This window comes from Mariniflexile jejuense (genome assembly GCF_042675665.1).
GTDB classification, from domain to species: domain Bacteria; phylum Bacteroidota; class Bacteroidia; order Flavobacteriales; family Flavobacteriaceae; genus Mariniflexile; species Mariniflexile jejuense.
This window is the reverse complement of the sequence record NZ_JBHTJI010000001.1, coordinates 752,255-768,287: the sequence shown is the minus strand read 5'-3', so window position 1 is coordinate 768,287 and position 16,033 is coordinate 752,255. Positions and strand designations below refer to the sequence as shown.

General features: G+C 30.4%; 14 protein-coding genes. 12 read left to right on the top strand and 2 right to left on the bottom strand.

Annotation, left to right across the window (positions count from 1 at the left end):
- Positions 1–168 precede the first annotated feature (168 nt).
- Complete coding sequence (locus tag ACFQ1R_RS03365) at positions 169–627, bottom strand: GAF domain-containing protein (protein WP_379924693.1); 459 nt, start codon at positions 625–627, stop codon at positions 169–171.
- A 93-nt stretch (positions 628–720) separates the two neighbouring features.
- Here ACFQ1R_RS03365 and xrtF point away from each other — a divergent pair, with 93 nt between their 5' ends.
- The 12 genes from xrtF (at position 721) to ACFQ1R_RS03305 (ending at position 15,497) form a co-directional block, all read left to right on the top strand.
- The gene (gene xrtF, locus ACFQ1R_RS03360; protein WP_379924692.1) at positions 721–1,281 is read left to right on the top strand and encodes an exosortase family protein XrtF; all 561 of its coding nucleotides are present in this window, start codon (positions 721–723) and stop codon (positions 1,279–1,281) included.
- Entirely contained in the window at positions 1,265–1,693 is a 429-nt protein-coding gene (locus ACFQ1R_RS03355) for an exosortase F system-associated membrane protein (RefSeq protein ID WP_379924691.1), read from the top strand. Before xrtF ends, ACFQ1R_RS03355 begins: the two co-directional genes overlap by 17 nt.
- Before the next feature lie 59 nt (positions 1,694–1,752).
- On the top strand, positions 1,753–2,166 hold the full coding sequence (locus tag ACFQ1R_RS03350; RefSeq protein WP_449288658.1) for an HYC_CC_PP family protein: 414 nt from the start codon (positions 1,753–1,755) through the stop codon (positions 2,164–2,166).
- An 87-nt stretch (positions 2,167–2,253) separates the two neighbouring features.
- Positions 2,254–2,970, top strand: coding sequence for a heavy metal translocating P-type ATPase (locus ACFQ1R_RS03345; RefSeq protein ID WP_379924689.1), 717 nt, complete (start codon positions 2,254–2,256; stop codon positions 2,968–2,970).
- Between the two features lie 69 nt (positions 2,971–3,039).
- Positions 3,040–5,292: a TonB-dependent receptor gene (locus tag ACFQ1R_RS03340; RefSeq protein ID WP_379924688.1), complete on the top strand. Its 2,253-nt coding sequence runs from the start codon at positions 3,040–3,042 to the stop codon at positions 5,290–5,292.
- Positions 5,293–5,405: 113 nt separating this feature from the next.
- Positions 5,406–5,759 (top strand): heavy-metal-associated domain-containing protein, encoded by a 354-nt coding sequence (locus ACFQ1R_RS03335; protein WP_379924687.1) that lies wholly within the window; start codon positions 5,406–5,408, stop codon positions 5,757–5,759.
- A gap of 159 nt (positions 5,760–5,918) precedes the next feature.
- Positions 5,919–8,132 (top strand): S9 family peptidase, encoded by a 2,214-nt coding sequence (locus tag ACFQ1R_RS03330; protein WP_379924686.1) that lies wholly within the window; start codon positions 5,919–5,921, stop codon positions 8,130–8,132.
- A gap of 106 nt (positions 8,133–8,238) precedes the next feature.
- Entirely contained in the window at positions 8,239–8,622 is a 384-nt protein-coding gene (locus ACFQ1R_RS03325) for a hypothetical protein (protein ID WP_379924685.1), read from the top strand.
- 72 nt (positions 8,623–8,694) lie between these two features.
- The gene (locus ACFQ1R_RS03320; protein ID WP_379924684.1) at positions 8,695–11,184 is read left to right on the top strand and encodes a YbcC family protein; all 2,490 of its coding nucleotides are present in this window, start codon (positions 8,695–8,697) and stop codon (positions 11,182–11,184) included.
- 3 nt (positions 11,185–11,187) lie between these two features.
- Positions 11,188–13,059 (top strand): proton-conducting transporter transmembrane domain-containing protein, encoded by a 1,872-nt coding sequence (locus ACFQ1R_RS03315; protein WP_379924683.1) that lies wholly within the window; start codon positions 11,188–11,190, stop codon positions 13,057–13,059.
- Between the two features lie 46 nt (positions 13,060–13,105).
- The gene (locus ACFQ1R_RS03310) at positions 13,106–14,719 is read left to right on the top strand and encodes a SulP family inorganic anion transporter (protein WP_379924682.1); all 1,614 of its coding nucleotides are present in this window, start codon (positions 13,106–13,108) and stop codon (positions 14,717–14,719) included.
- A gap of 28 nt (positions 14,720–14,747) precedes the next feature.
- A complete protein-coding gene (locus tag ACFQ1R_RS03305) occupies positions 14,748–15,497 on the top strand; it encodes a DUF2490 domain-containing protein (RefSeq protein WP_379924681.1) in 750 nt (249 codons plus the stop codon).
- Between the two features lie 91 nt (positions 15,498–15,588).
- Here ACFQ1R_RS03305 and ACFQ1R_RS03300 read toward each other — a convergent pair whose 3' ends face one another.
- Positions 15,589–15,798, bottom strand: coding sequence for an STAS-like domain-containing protein (locus ACFQ1R_RS03300; RefSeq protein WP_379924680.1), 210 nt, complete (start codon positions 15,796–15,798; stop codon positions 15,589–15,591).
- Positions 15,799–16,033 lie beyond the last annotated feature (235 nt).

Genomic DNA, 16,033 nt, shown 5'->3' with positions numbered 1-16,033 from the left:
GTAGTTATTTCAACTAAAAAACAAGTGTTTATAAACTAAAAAACAAGCCGATTTTTTAACTAAATAGCATATTTATTAACATGAAATGAAATTTCAAAAAAAGCAAACAAAAAATTCTAATAGAAAATCCAATTTTTGTTGGAATTTGATGCTTAATAAAATGAGTTTTTAAGAAAGTATTTCAGAAACTTTCTCGCATACAAATTCTAAAAAACGTTCGTCGGCTTCGGTAAATGGGTCTGGTGTGTTGGAATCGATGTCTATTTGTCCAATGTTTTCGCCATTTACAAAAATGGGTATTACAATTTCAGCTTTTACCGTTATGCTGCAGGCAATATAATTATCTTGAGCTGTTACATCGGGCACCACAAAATTTTGGTTGCTAACAGCCACTTGACCGCAAATGCCTTTTCCAAAAGGGATGATGGTATGATCAGTTGGTGCACCAACATATGGACCTAGTTTTAACTCTTCTTTATCGCCATTTCTAAAATAAAAACCAACCCAATTGTAATGAGATATATGTTTTTCAAGTAGTTCGCAAATGCTTAAAAGGCGTTCGTTAACTGTTTTTTTAGTGTTAAAAACAATGGTTTCTACTTGCGGTTTTAGTTGTTCAAAAGTCATAAAATTCAAATATTTCTGTAAAAGTATTTAAAAAGGCATGAATTATAAGGTTGCTTTGCATAATTTTAACCTTGTAAAAACCGATAGATTTTTTTGAAAGCACTTTTAGTAAAATATAAATTAGTTATTAAGTTTATTGCCACATTTTTGTTGGTGTACATTACCCTTTCGGTAGCGTATAAATTTTATTTGCAATTTTCAGATGGCAGTAAGTTTTATCCTGATTTTATGACGCATTTAGTAGGCATACAAAGTAAAACCTTGTTAGATGCTTTTGGGTACAATGCGCAAATGGTACCACATCCTAACGAGCCTTCATTAAAGGTTATTATAAATGGTAATTATGTAGCGCGTGTTATTGAAGGTTGTAATTCTGTTAGTGTAATTATATTGTTTGTGTCGTTTATTATGGCATTTGCTGCGCAAACTAAAACTACTTTTTTTTATATGTTATCTGGCAGTGTTTTAATTTATACTGTAAACTTATTGCGTATCGTGTTGTTAAGCATGTTGTTATACCATTACCCAAAACAGAAAGCTATTTTGCACAGTGTTGTGTTTCCTGCAATTATTTATGGTATGGTGTTTTTGTTATGGATTTTTTGGGTAAATCGATTTTCTAAAATAAAAAAAACCGATGCACAAACTAACTAAATACATATTGCTCAGTGTTTTAGTTGGATTATTAATTTTAATCCGATTGTTTGAAAGTAACTTGTTTTACGACCCTTATTTAACATTTTTTCAAAACGACTATTTGTATATTGATAGCCCCAGACGCGAAATTTTTAAAGTAACATTGTTTACTACGTTACGCTATATTTTAAATTCTGTTATTTCTTTAGGAATACTATTTGTGGTTTTTAAAGATAGAAGCATCATTAAATTTTCAGCAGTTATATACGTATTGGCGTTTGTTATTTTAATAAGTGTTTATCTGTATTTCGTTATAAACCCAAGGCAAGAAGATTATTATTTGTTTTTTAATTTACGCCGATTTTTAATTCAACCTGTTATTTTAATTCTTTTATTACCAGCATTTTACTACCATAAGCTTAAAAACTAAAATGTTAATCATTTTGTAAATCAAGACTACTGTTTTTGTTTTTTTTGTACTTTTGTATTGTGATAAAACAGTTTTTACATAAAAGTTTTTCAGTGCTATTAGCATTGCTTGTTTTGTTTTCAACGGTATCTTTTACTATTGAAAAGCATTATTGTGGTGATGTTTTAGTAGATATTTCGGTGTTTACTGAAGCTAAAAAATGTGATATGGGCATTTCTGAAATGACAAAAGAAACCATCACAAATAAAACATGTTGTAAAGATGAGGTTAAACTTGTTAAAGGTCAAGATGAATTAAAAGTATCCACTTTTGATGATTTAAATTTCCAACAACAACTTTTTATTGCAACATTTACATATTCGTTTATCAATCTTTTTGAAGGCTTAGAAACCCAAATTATACCTCATAAAGATTATTCTCCACCCAATTTGGTTGCCGATATTCAGGTACTAGACCAAGTATTTATAATTTGATTTTAATTCCCTTGCAGAAGGGAATTTCATGTTATTTTCCGTTGATTTGGAAATGATAAAGAATCTTTAAATCAAATTAAAATTAAAATGAAACATACATATACAGTTACAGGCATGACCTGTAATGGTTGCAAAACACAAGTTGAAGAAAAACTCAACAAACTTGAAGGTGTTATAAACGCAACCGTAAATTTAGAGAAAAGTGAAGCTGTTGTAGAGATGGTAAAACACCTTTCAATAGACACTTTACAAAATGCTATTTCTGGTAAATATACTATTTCAGAAAAAAATATTTTTCAAACAACACCTCATTTAGTTGAAGCAGAAAAAAGCGAGTTGCAACAACTTTTTCCGTTGTTTTTAATATTTGGTTACATAACTATAGCCGCAATTTTACTAAACTATAACCCTTGGAATGGAAGCAGTTTTATGCTCGATTTTATGGGTTTGTTTTATGTGGTTTTTAGCTTTTTTAAACTATTAGATTTAAAAGGCTTTCCAGAATCTTTTAGAATGTACGACCCATTGGCAAAAGTTGTGCCTGTTTATGGTTGGGTATATCCATTTATTGAAGCAGCATTGGGCGTTATGTTTTTAATGCGTATTGAAATTCCAGTAGCTCTAATTTTAACCTTAGTTATTTTAGGAATAACTACTATTGGGGTTACAAAAACATTGCTTGATAAAAAATTAATTCAATGTGCGTGTTTAGGAACTGCTTTAAAATTACCAATGACGAAAGCTACGTTTATTGAAAATAGCGTTATGATTGTTATGGCAATAATCATGTTACTTAACTTCTAAAAAATAGCCACTAATACAAGAATATTATCTGAAAATCAATTAGTGAATTCGTGGCGAATTTTGAAAAAAATGAAAAACATACTATATATAATACTCATGCTTCCGTTCTTTATGTCTTCCCAAGAAAAAATAAATGGAATGATAATGGAAGCGAATGACAGAAATGAGCATATAGGTTTGCTAGGTGCTAACGTATATTGGCTTAATACAACTATCGGAACGGTGACTGATATTGATGGAAAGTTTACAATTCCGTACAAAAAGGAAAATACCAAATTGGTAATAAGTTACGTGGGTTTTAAAACCGATACCTTAACCATTACTCAGCCCAAAATGGTGCATCATTGGTTACAACCAACCGATAATTTGAATGCGGTAACGGTAACAACTAGAAAACAGGCAACGGCAAAATTGTATTTACAAGCAGCAAATACATTTACGGTAAATAGCAATGAATTACTAAAAGCTGCGTGTTGTAATTTGTCTGAAAGTTTTGAAACCAATCCATCCATCGATGTTAATTTTGCCGATGCTATAACGGGTACAAAACAAATAAAAATGTTGGGTTTAACGAGTCCATATATTTTAATAGCTACAGAAAATATCCCTTCTATTCGTGGTGCATCGCAAGCTTTTGGGTTGAGTTTTATACCTGGAACTTGGGTAGAAAGTATTCAAATAACAAAAGGCGCAGGCAGTGTGGTGAATGGTTATGAAAGTATTGCAGGTCAAATAAATGCGGAGTTGGTTAAACCATCAACCGATGACAAATTGTTTGTAAATCTGTATGCAGGTAGTAATGAACGCCTAGAATTAAATACCCATTTTAACACCAAAGTAACCGATAAATGGCATACAGGCGTTTATTTACACGGAAGTACTTTAAATGAAGCGCATGATGTTAACAACGATGGGTTTTTAGATATGCCAAAATACAAGCAAATAAATGTGATGAACCGTTGGCAATACACAAACCCCGAAAAAGGTTTTGTAAGTTTTATTAATTTGAAGTTTTTAAATGATGAAAAGCAAACAGGGCAATTAGATTTTAATCCTAAAACCGATAAACTTACAACAAACGCTTGGGGAAGTGAAATTGATACCAAACGTTACGAGGTTTCGGCTAAACTAGGGTATGTTAATCCTGAAATTCCTTGGCAAAGTGTTGGTGTTCAAACGGCATTTAGTAGCCATAAACAAGCATCGTATTTTGGGCTAAAACAGTACGATATTTTACATAATAGTTTGTATTCTAACGTTATTTATAATTCAATTATAAGCGATTCGCGTCATAAAATAAAAACAGGTGTTAGTTACACTTACGACCATTATGATGAAATGCTTGATACGCCAAATCTTGCTCCAGATTATGAACGAACCGAACGTTCTGTTGGTGCTTTTTTTGAATACAATTACGATAATTTAGATAAATTGAATGTAACCGTAGGTATTCGGGTTGATAACCATAATTTATTGGGCACTTTTGTAACGCCGCGTATTCATGCGCGTTATACACCTTGGGAAAAATCGGCAATAAGAGCATCCATTGGGCGTGGTAAACGTAGTGCTAATATTTTTGCAGAAAACCAAAGTATGTTTGCTACTTCAAGAGCTATAAATATTTTGAATACAACGGGTAAGGTTTATGGTTTAAACCCCGAAATTGCTTGGAATTATGGCATTTCATACTTGCAAGGTTTTAATCTTTTTGGAAGAAAAGCCGATGTAACGTTTGACTATTATAAAACCGATTTTACAAACCAAGTAGTGGTAGATTATGAAAATCCGCAAGAAGTAAATTTTTATAACCTTGATGGGAAAAGTTATGCCAATAGCTTTCAAACTGAAGTAAATTATAATGTATTTGAACATTTCGATTTGCGATTAGCTTATAAATTATACGATGTAAAAACCCAATATCAATCAGGGAAACTAGAAAAACCCTTAACACCAAAACATCGTTTTTTTGCCAATGCATCTTATGAAACACCTGTACATGAAAATAAAACAGGACATTGGAGGTTTGATGCTACTTTTAATTGGTTGGGTGCACAGCGTTTTTCTTCAACCGAAAGTAATCCTGTACAATATCAACTTTCAGAATACACACCAACTGTAGGAACGTTAAATGCACAAATAACCAAAGTGTTTTCTCCAAAATTTGAAGTATATTTAGGTGGTGAAAACATAACCAATGTGCGTCAAGATAATCCTGTTTTAGGTGCTAACGATCCTTTTGGTACTAATTTTGATACCACTTTTGTATATGGGCCAATTTTTGGAAGTATGTATTATGCAGGGTTGCGATTCAAAATAAAATAATGGTTAGCCACAAATACACGAATAGTTTGCTTTTAAATATTCGTGTATTCGTGGCTAAATAAAAGTAAATGTTTAATTTAAAAAAAGGTTTCAACTTAACAAAAACGAATAAAATGAAAAAAGTAATAATTGTATTAACAGTATTAATATCAACAATCACATTTGCTCAAGATAAAAATGCAAAAGCATCTTTAGAAGTTGATGGCGTTTGTTTAATGTGTAAATCTAGAATTGAAAAAGCGTGCTTTAATACCAAAGGTGTTAAAAGTGCTGTTTGGGATGTAAAAACCCATGAGTTGAAACTAATTTATGATGCAAGAAAAACCAATGTAAAAACCATTCAAAAAAATGTAGCGGCTGTTGGGCACGATACCAAAGGCTTAAAAGCAACTAATGAAGCGTATAATTCGGTGCATCCATGTTGCAAGTATCGTGATAAAGACGTTAAAGACGACCATAAAAGTTAATAAAATTTAGTAAAATATAAAAGTCCAAAACCATTGTTTTGGGCTTTTTTGTTTTTAAAATAGTTTGGTGTCTTAATATTCTGTTAAACGCTAAAAGAATCGCAATAAAATTGAATCAAAATAAGTAATATTGAAAAATATTCAATAAAACACAATTTCATGTACATTATTAATTTTAATAGTAGACTAAAATTATTAGTCATTTTAGCTTTAATTGTTCTAGTTTCGTTTCAAGGGTTTTCTCAAAGAGGCGGTATAAAATGGTCTAACGATGGAAATTCATATTACCGTATAGAAAGCAATAGTATTGTTCAATATACGTTGCCCAATAATACGTCTAAAACCTTAATTTCAAAGGAACAATTAACACCATCAAATAGTGACAAACCACTTTCGGTAAGTTATTTTACAATTTCAGAAGATGAAAAAAACGTGTTGCTATTTACCAATACCAAACGTGTATGGCGATTAAACACCAAAGGCGATTATTGGGTTTTAAATTTTGCAACAGGTACTTTGCAACAACTTGGTAAAAGCTTACCAGCATCATCGCTTATGTTTGCAAAAATTTCTCCTGATGGAACACAAGCAGCTTACGTAAGTGAAAATAATATATATGTTGAAGATTTAAAAACTTCAAAAATTAAAGCTTTAACCACTAATGGAACAGAAACCTTAATTAACGGTACGTTTGATTGGGTTTATGAAGAAGAATTTGCGTGTCGCGATGGGTTTCGTTGGAGTCCAGATAGTAAATCGATAGCTTATTGGCAAATTGATGCTAGCGATACAAAGAAGTTTTACATGATAAATAACACCGATGCAATTTATTCTGAAATTGTGCCTTTAGAATATCCAAAAGTGGGCGAAACACCTTCAGCTTGTAAAGTTGGCGTGGTAACAATTGATGATGCTAAAACCACATGGATAGATATAGCAGGCAATCCGCGTCAAAATTATTTAGTACGCATGGAGTTTATTCCTTCTACCGAAAAACTGTTGATTCAGCAATTAAATAGAAAGCAAAATCAAAGTAAATTGTTTATAGCCGAACCAAAATTAGGAACTTCAAAAGTAATATATGAAGAAACCGATGCCGCTTGGGTTGATATTTACCAAGCAGGAAACCGCTATAATATCGATTTTACAAACGATTTTATTTGGTATAACAACGGAAAAAACATTCTGTGGGCTTCAGAAAAAGATGGTTGGAGACATTTATTTAACGTATCGTTAGAAGGTAAAAAGGAAACGCTAATTACAAAAGGCAACTACGATTTTATAGATTTATCAAATATTGATGCAAAAAACGGTTATGTGTATTTTATGGCATCACCAAATAATGCAACACAAAGTTATTTATATAAAACCAAGTTAAATGGAAAAGGCGCTTTGGAATTGGTTAGCCCAAAGACGTTACAAGGCACACACGATTATAATGTTTCGCCAACTGGCGCGTATGCCATTCATTCGTTTTCAAATCATTTTACAAAACCAGCATCGGAATTTATTTCATATAAAAATCACAAACCGTTAGATGTTGCATCAAGTATTGAAGCCAATTTATCAAAACTACAAGAAACACCAAAAGCAGAATTTTTTAAAGTTACAACCGCCGATGGTGTTACTATGGATGGTTGGATGGTAAAACCAACAAATTTTGATCCTACCAAAAAGTATCCTGTAGTGTTTTATGTTTATACAGAACCAGCAAGCACAACAGTGAATGATAGTTATGGTGCAGGACAAAACAGAAATTATTTAGGCAGTATGGCAGATGATGGTTATATATACATATCGTTAGATAACCGCGGTACGCCAGCACCAAAAGGACGTGAATGGCGTAAAAGTATTTACAGAAATATTGGTCAAATTAATATAAAAGACCAAGCTATGGCAGCCAAAGAAATACTAAAATGGAATTTTGTAGACCCAGAACGAATAGCTGTTTGGGGACATAGTGGCGGTGGAGCAGCAACCTTAAATTTAATGTTTCAATACCCAGAAATTTATAAAACAGGTATTGCGTTGGCGGCTATTACAAACCAATTAACTTATGATAATATTTACCAAGAACGTTATATGGGTTTGCCACAAGAAAATTTAGAAGATTTTGTAAAAGGTTCGCCAGTTACTTATGCTAAAAACCTAAAAGGAAACTTGCTATACATTCATGGTACAGGCGATGATAATGTGCATTACCAAAACGCTGAAATTTTAGTAAATGAATTGGTAAAGTATAACAAACAATTTCAGTTTATGCCTTACCCAAACCGTACACATGGTATTCGTGAAGGTGAAGGTACTACAACGCATTTAAGAACCTTATTTACTAATTATTTAAAAGCATATTGCCCACCAGGAGGTAGGTAAAATTTTATATTAAATCTTAGCAAAAATAAATTCTAATTTATTTTTGCTAAGATGTTTTTTGTATTGTAAAAATAAATATTTTTGTGGCAAAATTTTTAGAGCATTTGTGAAGAATTTTAAGGTTACATTCAAAACTTTCTTTTTTACTTTTCTTTTTGTTAGTAACGTTTTGTTTCTTTTTTGTTCAAAAAAAGCAACAAATGATTTTAAACAAAAAGAAAGTATTGTTTTTGTAACTTATATTTCTTCAGATGACTTTAAGAATTACGTTTTATTAGAAGAGTCTTCAGGAGAAATAATTTCTTCAAGAAATAAAGAATTAGAGTCTGAATTTGAAATAGAGCCATTTACTATTAATAAAAGTAAATGGGTTTCTTCTTCAAAATTAAATGATAATCAATTATCTGCTTATATTACGAACAAGCTAAGTGCAAAGCAATCAAGACCTTTGTATGATTTGTTCTGCAATTGGAAATTTCATCTTTCCTAATACATAGTATTTTTATTTATTTATGATGCGCTCATAAATACTATTTATGTATTAATCTTATTTCATTACAAAATGAATACAAATCAAATTGGTTTTGAAGAACACCATGTTCTTCATGACCTAAAACACTATTTGCCTGCGCAAAATCCACTAAAAGATTTCGTGCACCATAACACTTTACATGCTTTTCAACAAAAACACTTTTTTGAAGCATTACACGAAGCTTCAGAAATATTTGGATATAAAACCTATTTGTCATTAAGCGATTTTAGAAATCGGTTTTTAAAAAATGAAATCTCAGAATCTGTTTTAGATTATGTAATCAATAAAAGAAAAAAAGGAAATGAATTTCAACTATGGAAAACAAATTTGCTCAAAAAAGAATATGATGAACAATTAACATGTAGAATAGGTTATTTGCGTTCTTTTTGGAAAAATGAATATGCTATAAATTTAGATAAGTCTACTCACGGAATTTTATTTAGAGTATTGTGTAGTTATTTAGATCAAGGTATATCTATTTGGTCATTTCCAGTTCATGATGAAGGTTTTTTAAACTCATTAAAAAAATTAAACACAACAAGTTTTAATGGGATTTTTTCTACTAAAAGAGCTAAAGAATTATTAGATAAAGGAACTACAATTACTGAGCTTTTGTCTATTATAGTGGGAAATGAAGCTTATTTTGAAACATATTTATTTGATCAGCAATTTTCACATCCTGGTTGGAGTGGTATGGTTGTTACAATAGAGAATAATCCAAATTCTTTACTAGATAAAAGAAAAATTACTTTTGAAGAGTTAATTATATTTGAATTATTACTTGAGTTAGATGCTTTAGATAAGAAATTTGGTGAAAATTGGGCGCCAATTACACATCGATTTAAAATTGACTCAGTAAATCTATTTAAACCTGTTTTTTATAGCGAGTATTATGAGGTATTATCGTTATGGCAAGAAGCTTTTGAATGGAGTTTTTACGATCAAGTACTATCTGGAATTAAAAATGTTGAACCTCTTAACTCCGTTTATCAAACAAGTTTTCAAGCTATGTTTTGTATGGATGATAGAGAATGTTCATTTAGAAGATATGTTGAGAGTTTAGACAAGAATTCAAAAACTTTTGGAACAGCAGCATTTTTTAACTTTGAATTTTTTTATAAACCAGTTAACGGAAAATTTTACACCAAACTTTGTCCTGCTCCTTTAACCCCAAAATACTTGATTAAAGAAGTTGATAGAAAGAAAAAACAAGCTAAAGATTTTCATTATAATAAGAAATCACATTCTTTGTTTTTTGGTTGGATAATAAGTCAAACTTTAGGTTTTTCAGCAGCATTTAAATTATTTGTAAATATTTTTAAACCAACGATGACACCGGCTACAAGTGCTTCTTTCAAGCATTTGAACAAAAAATCGAAGTTAGTAATAGAGAATAGTAATAGCAACGAAAAAGAAAACGATTTACAAGTTGGTTTTACTATTGAAGAAATGGCTAATAGAGCAGAAGGTCTACTTAAAAGCATAGGTCTAGTTAAAGATTTTGCACCTATAGTTTATATTATAGGTCATGGAGCTACAAGTGTAAATAATACACATTATGCAGGTTATGACTGCGGAGCTTGTTCAGGAAGACCAAGTTCTGTAAATGCTAAAGTGGCTTGTTTTGCTATAAACCATCCAAAAGTAAGAGTTGTTTTAAAAGAAAGAGGTATTATAATACCAGAAAGCACTCAGTTTTCACCTGCCTTGCATGATACTACTCGAGATGAAATAGCTTTTTATGATGAAGACATGCTGTCTCAAGAAAACAAAACCTTACACCAGCAAAACGCAATAACTTTCACGAAAGCTTTAGATTTAAATGCCAAAGAAAGATCTCGTCGTTTTGATACTGTAAAAACCAATCAAACTTTAGAAAAAGTTCATGAAAAAATAAAAAGACGTTCAGTTTCTCTATTTGAACCAAGACCTGAACTTAACCATGCTACAAATGCAATGTGCATTGTGGGTCGTAGAAGTTTGTCCAAACAATTGTTTTTAGATAGACGTTCTTTTATGAACTCTTATGATTACACTGTTGATCCTACTGGAGATTATTTGGTGGGTATTTTAGGGGCTGTAGCACCTGTGGGTGGTGGAATTAATTTAGAATATTATTTTTCAAGAGTTGATAATCATAAATTAGGAGCAGGAAGTAAATTACCACATAACGTAATGGGGCTTATAGGTGTTGCCAATGGAATAGATGGCGATTTAAGACCAGGATTACCAAGTCAAATGATTGAAGTTCACGATCCAATTAGGTTATTAGTAATAGTTGAACATTATCCGGAAATTGTGAAATATGCCATTACCAAAAACCCAGCAACTTACGAATGGTTTATAAATGAATGGGTAAAACTTGTTGTAGTAAACCCAGAAACAGGAGATTTATTTCATTTTGAAAAAGGAGATTTTAAATCCTATATACCAATTCAAAAAGATGCTAATTATGTTAAAGATGTACAAAAATTAGCAGAAGAATCTCAAGAAAATTTACAAGTAGGAATTTTAAATTAAGGAATGATGAATGAAATTTTGCAATTTTTTATAGCACTTCCTTTTTTAGGATTTGTTTTCAGTTTATTTATACCAGAAAAGAAAGAAGCCGTTATTTCTTGGGTGGCTTTTGGAACCGTTTTTACTCAATTAATAAGCATCATCATTTTTATTGCTTTTTGGATAGTAGACGGAGCTTCAGATTTGAATCTAAAAGAATTTACATTAATAAAAACGTCACATTATGAGTTTTTTATTGATTTTTATTTTGATAAAATTACAGCCGTTTATCTTTTTGTAGGTGCACTATTAACGTCAATGATAACAACCTATAGTCGTTATTATTTGCATAGAGAAAAAGGATATAAACGTTTTTTTAATACAGTTTTATTTTTCTTTTTTGGATATAACTTAGCTATTTTGTCAGGTAATTTTGAAACTTTATTTATAGGTTGGGAAATCATAGGAATATCATCATTCTTATTAATTGCTTTTTATAGAGAAAGATATTTGCCAGTAAAAAATGCTTTTAAAGTTTTCTCAATTTATAGAATTGGAGACGTAGGTTTTATTTTAGCCATGTGGTCTAGCCACCATTTATTCCATGATAATATCACATTTATGGAGTTAAATAACCATAATTTGGTTAATGAACATTTGCAAAACCATACTGTTATGGGTGTTTTTGTAGCATTATGTTTGGCATGTGCCGCAGCAGTAAAATCAGGTCAAATTCCATTTTCATCATGGTTGCCTAGAGCTATGGAAGGTCCAACACCTTCAAGTGCCATTTTTTACGGTTCTTTATCAGTTCATTTGGGTGTTTTTCTAATGCTAAGAACATTTCCATTTTGGGAACATCAAACATCCATTAGAATTGCTATAGGGCTTATGGGGTTAACTACAAGTATAGTTGCTTCATTAATGGCAAGAGTACAATCTTCAGTTAAAAGCCAGATTGCTTATAGTTCAATATCTCAAATAGGGCTGATTTTTATTGAAATAGCATTAGGCTTAGAAAGTTTAGCCTTATTTCATTTTGTTGGTAATGCATTTCTAAGAACTTATCAGTTACTAGTTTCACCTTCGGTTGTTAGCTATTTAATAAGAGAACAATTTTATAACTATCAATCAAAAGAAAATTCTATAGAGGATTCGTTGCCAAAGCGCATTGAGTATTCATTATATATTTTAAGTTTAAAAGAATTTAAATTAGAAGATTTTATTAGTACAATGCTTTGGAGACCTTTAAAAGTAATAGGTAAATCTATTGATTTTTTTAATTTAAAATCATTGCTTATATTCTTTATACCGCTTTATATTCTAGGGGTTGGGTGCTACGAATATAAAAATATACTTCCGATTGAGATTATAACCAATCTGCCTGAAATTTGTGCTTTTATAGGATTGGTTTTTGTGTTTAAATCTTTCTCAGAAAGAAAAAATCCTTTCATGGCATGGGTACTAATAGTTATGAATCATTTCTGGATATCGCTTGCTATTCTTTTTAATGATAAGGTTGATTATTACGAAGTATCAATATACTTGTCTGGTGTTATAGTAGCTGGTGTTGTAGGATATATAGCTTTGCTTAAATTGAAAAAAATGGAATATAATATTTCAATGAATCAGTATTTAGGGCATGTGTATGAACATCCAAAATTTGCTTTTTTCTTCTTAATTGCTGTTTTAGGTGTAACAGGTTTTCCAATAACAACCACATTTATAGGCGAGGATTTATTATTTACACATATAGAAAGTAACCAAATTGTATTAGCCTTTTTTGTGTCATCAAGTTTTATTGTATCAGGAATTGCAGGTATACGAATTTATGCAAGGTTATTTCTAGGACCACACATTAAAACGTATCATGAATTACCTTATAAATCATCATAGATACTTTAAAAAATAAAGAACATTATAATTAAAATTAATTAAAAAAATGAATATAAAAGATAAAAAATATATACCTGCTGATGGTTTAGCAGGATTAAAAGAAAATTTCAAAACAGATGCAATTTCTGGATTTATTGTTTTTTTGTTGGCTTTGCCATTAAGTTTAGGTATTGCTAAAGCGTCAGATTTTCCGCCAATTATGGGGTTAATAACTGCAATAATAGGTGGAATTGTAGTTAGTTTGTTTATGGGATCTCGATTAACTATAAAAGGTCCAGCTGCTGGTTTGATAGTTATAGTTGCTGGTGCAGTTAGTGAATTTGGTGCTGGAAATCCAGAATTAGGATGGCATTTAGCTTTAGGTGCCATGGTTGTAGCTGGTATTGTTCAAATCCTTTTTGGAGTATTTAAATTAGGTAAATTAGCAGATTTTTTTCCTCTTTCTGCGATTCATGGTATGTTAGCGGCTATTGGAATAATCATTATTGCAAAGCAGATACCAATTTTACTTAATGATAATCCTACTCTAGCAAAAGGTAAAGGACCTTTACAATTACTTGCAAATATTCCAAATTTTATAATGAATTTAGATCCTAAAGCTACTTTTATTGGTATAGTAAGTTTGGCAATAATGCTTGGATGGCCAAAAATTAAGAATACAACAATCAAAATGATTCCTGCGCCATTAGTAGTCTTATTATTTGCTATACCATGTGAGTTGTTCATGCATTTTAAAGAAACTGAACCAGCTTATGCCTTAGTTAAAATAGGTAGTTTAACAGATAATTTAAATATAAATGCAAGTTTTGATGGTTTAGCAAATACAGGGTTATTTATTAAATATGTAATTATGTTTGCATTAGTAGGATCATTAGAATCTTTGTTAACTGTTAAAGCAATTGATTTAATGGATCCTTTTAAAAGAAAATCTAATATGAATAAAGATTTAATTGCTGTAGGAGTAGGTAATACCTTAGCAGCTTTTTTAGGAGGTTTGCCTATGATTTCTGAAGTAGCGCGTTCTTCTTCAAATGTAAATAATGGAGCAAAAACACGTTGGGCAAATTTCTTCCATGGGTTATTTATATTTTTATTTGTTTTACTTGCAGCTCCTATTTTAGAGTTAATTCCAAATGCAGCTTTAGCAGCAATGTTAATTACTGTAGGTATTAAATTAGCTCATCCAAAAGAATTTATACATACATTTAAAATTGGTAAAGAACAATTAGCTATATTTTTAGTTACAATTTTCTTTACATTATTTGAAGATTTGTTAGTTGGAATTGCTGCAGGTATGATTTTAAAAATTATTATTCATGCAATTAATGGTACACCTTTATCATCATTTTTTAAAGCACCTACATTGGTTTCTTTTGAAGGGAATAATTATTTAATTGAAATTGATAAAGCAGCAGTTTTTACAAATTATTTAGGAGTAAAGCGTAAACTAGAGTCAATTCCGCCAGGGTTTAATGTTACAATTGACTTAAAAAAAACAAAATTAGTAGACCATTCTGTAATGGAAAATTTAGAGCATTTTAAACATGATTATGAGTCTAATGATAATAGTAGAGTAACGATTATAGGTTTAGAAAATCATAAACCATTATCTGATCATCCACTTTCAGGAAGAAAAAATAAGCAAGTCGTTTTAAGTTAATATTATAGATGCTATGAAAAATAGTTTAATGAGAGTTGTAATAAAAATAGGATTTTTTCTGTGTACGTCCTTTTTTTACGGACAAGTAGAAACGCAAAATAATAACATTTGGCTGCATTATGTAGGCAAAAATAAAATTGCAAACAAAACCTTTTTCACTTTAGAAGCTACCATGCGTTATACTGATTGGTTAGGAGAAAAACAACAATGGTTTATAAGACCGTCTTTTGATTATCAAATAACTCCTAAGTTATTAGGGAGTGTTGGTTATACACATTATAATACTTATAGTTATGGTGATATTCCTATAAACAAAAGGTCTATTCCTGAAGATCATATTTGGATTCAAGGAACATTTACTCATCATGCAAAAGATTTTAAATTTATTCATCGACTTAGAGATGAAAATAGATTTGTAAGTGTAGCGGTTAAAAATGCAATTACAAATGAATATGATATTGATAGTTATGCATACAGAAATAGGGTGCGTTACATGTTCTTAATGAATTATACTTTGACCCAAAAAGACGATAAGGCGAAACTATTTGCTGTTTTAGGAGATGAAGTTTTTGTGAATTTAGGTACAAACGCAGGAAAAACATTTTTTAATCAAAATAGAATTATAGCAGGTTTTGGATATAATATTAATTCTCAAAATCAAATACAATTGAATTATATTCAACAGCATATTTGGAATTTTCCTAACACCATTCAAGAAGATAACTCTACTATTAGATTGTCATACATTACTAATTTAGACTTTACAAAGCATAAATAGTAGTATAAAAATAATTTACATAAAAACCGACAAGAATTTCTTGACGGTTTTTTTTGTTTACATTTAATTTTGTAAATATTTTCGATCAAATTTATTTGTAAAACATTAAAACAATTTCATATTCGCTAGATAAATACAAACTGAACGAAATATTGTACAAGCTACTATGCTTGTTTATATAATATGATAATCGTGAAAATTGATTTTTAGAACCTTTGAATTTTACAGTTTGTTTAAAACTATTAAGTCCATACTTATCCAAAAACTGACTAATAGAAGTGTTCAAAAAAGATGATGACATTGACAAATCTGAGTCAACATATAAAATCAAAGAATCTTTATTTGAATAACCCAGCTCTGCAAAGTCTCCTGACTTAGCGGAATACTGATTAGTAAAGTAAGATTAAACTGTTAAACTAAAAAAGAAAACAAATTACAACAATAAACAATTAATATAGAAACTCAAAGTCGGGTGACTTTGTGGAGCAGCAGTAATTTTGAGCTATTTACAAAAAAAAACGCTCCAATTTTTACAT

What these genes read in the sequence shown, in the direction of transcription:
- ACFQ1R_RS03330 (WP_379924686.1), top strand. Translation starts at nt 5,919, where the DNA reads ATGTACATTATTAATTTTAATAGTAGACTAAAATTATTAGTCATTTTA.
- ACFQ1R_RS03340 (WP_379924688.1), top strand. Translation starts at nt 3,040, where the DNA reads ATGAAAAACATACTATATATAATACTCATGCTTCCGTTCTTTATGTCT.
- ACFQ1R_RS03345 (WP_379924689.1), top strand. Translation starts at nt 2,254, where the DNA reads ATGAAACATACATATACAGTTACAGGCATGACCTGTAATGGTTGCAAA.
- ACFQ1R_RS03320 (WP_379924684.1), top strand. Translation starts at nt 8,695, where the DNA reads ATGAATACAAATCAAATTGGTTTTGAAGAACACCATGTTCTTCATGAC.
- ACFQ1R_RS03315 (WP_379924683.1), top strand. Translation starts at nt 11,188, where the DNA reads ATGATGAATGAAATTTTGCAATTTTTTATAGCACTTCCTTTTTTAGGA.
- ACFQ1R_RS03365 (WP_379924693.1), bottom strand. Translation starts at nt 627, where the DNA reads ATGACTTTTGAACAACTAAAACCGCAAGTAGAAACCATTGTTTTTAAC.
- ACFQ1R_RS03300 (WP_379924680.1), bottom strand. Translation starts at nt 15,798, where the DNA reads ATGTCATCATCTTTTTTGAACACTTCTATTAGTCAGTTTTTGGATAAG.
- ACFQ1R_RS03305 (WP_379924681.1), top strand. Translation starts at nt 14,748, where the DNA reads ATGAGAGTTGTAATAAAAATAGGATTTTTTCTGTGTACGTCCTTTTTT.
- ACFQ1R_RS03355 (WP_379924691.1), top strand. Translation starts at nt 1,265, where the DNA reads ATGCACAAACTAACTAAATACATATTGCTCAGTGTTTTAGTTGGATTA.
- ACFQ1R_RS03335 (WP_379924687.1), top strand. Translation starts at nt 5,406, where the DNA reads ATGAAAAAAGTAATAATTGTATTAACAGTATTAATATCAACAATCACA.
- ACFQ1R_RS03310 (WP_379924682.1), top strand. Translation starts at nt 13,106, where the DNA reads ATGAATATAAAAGATAAAAAATATATACCTGCTGATGGTTTAGCAGGA.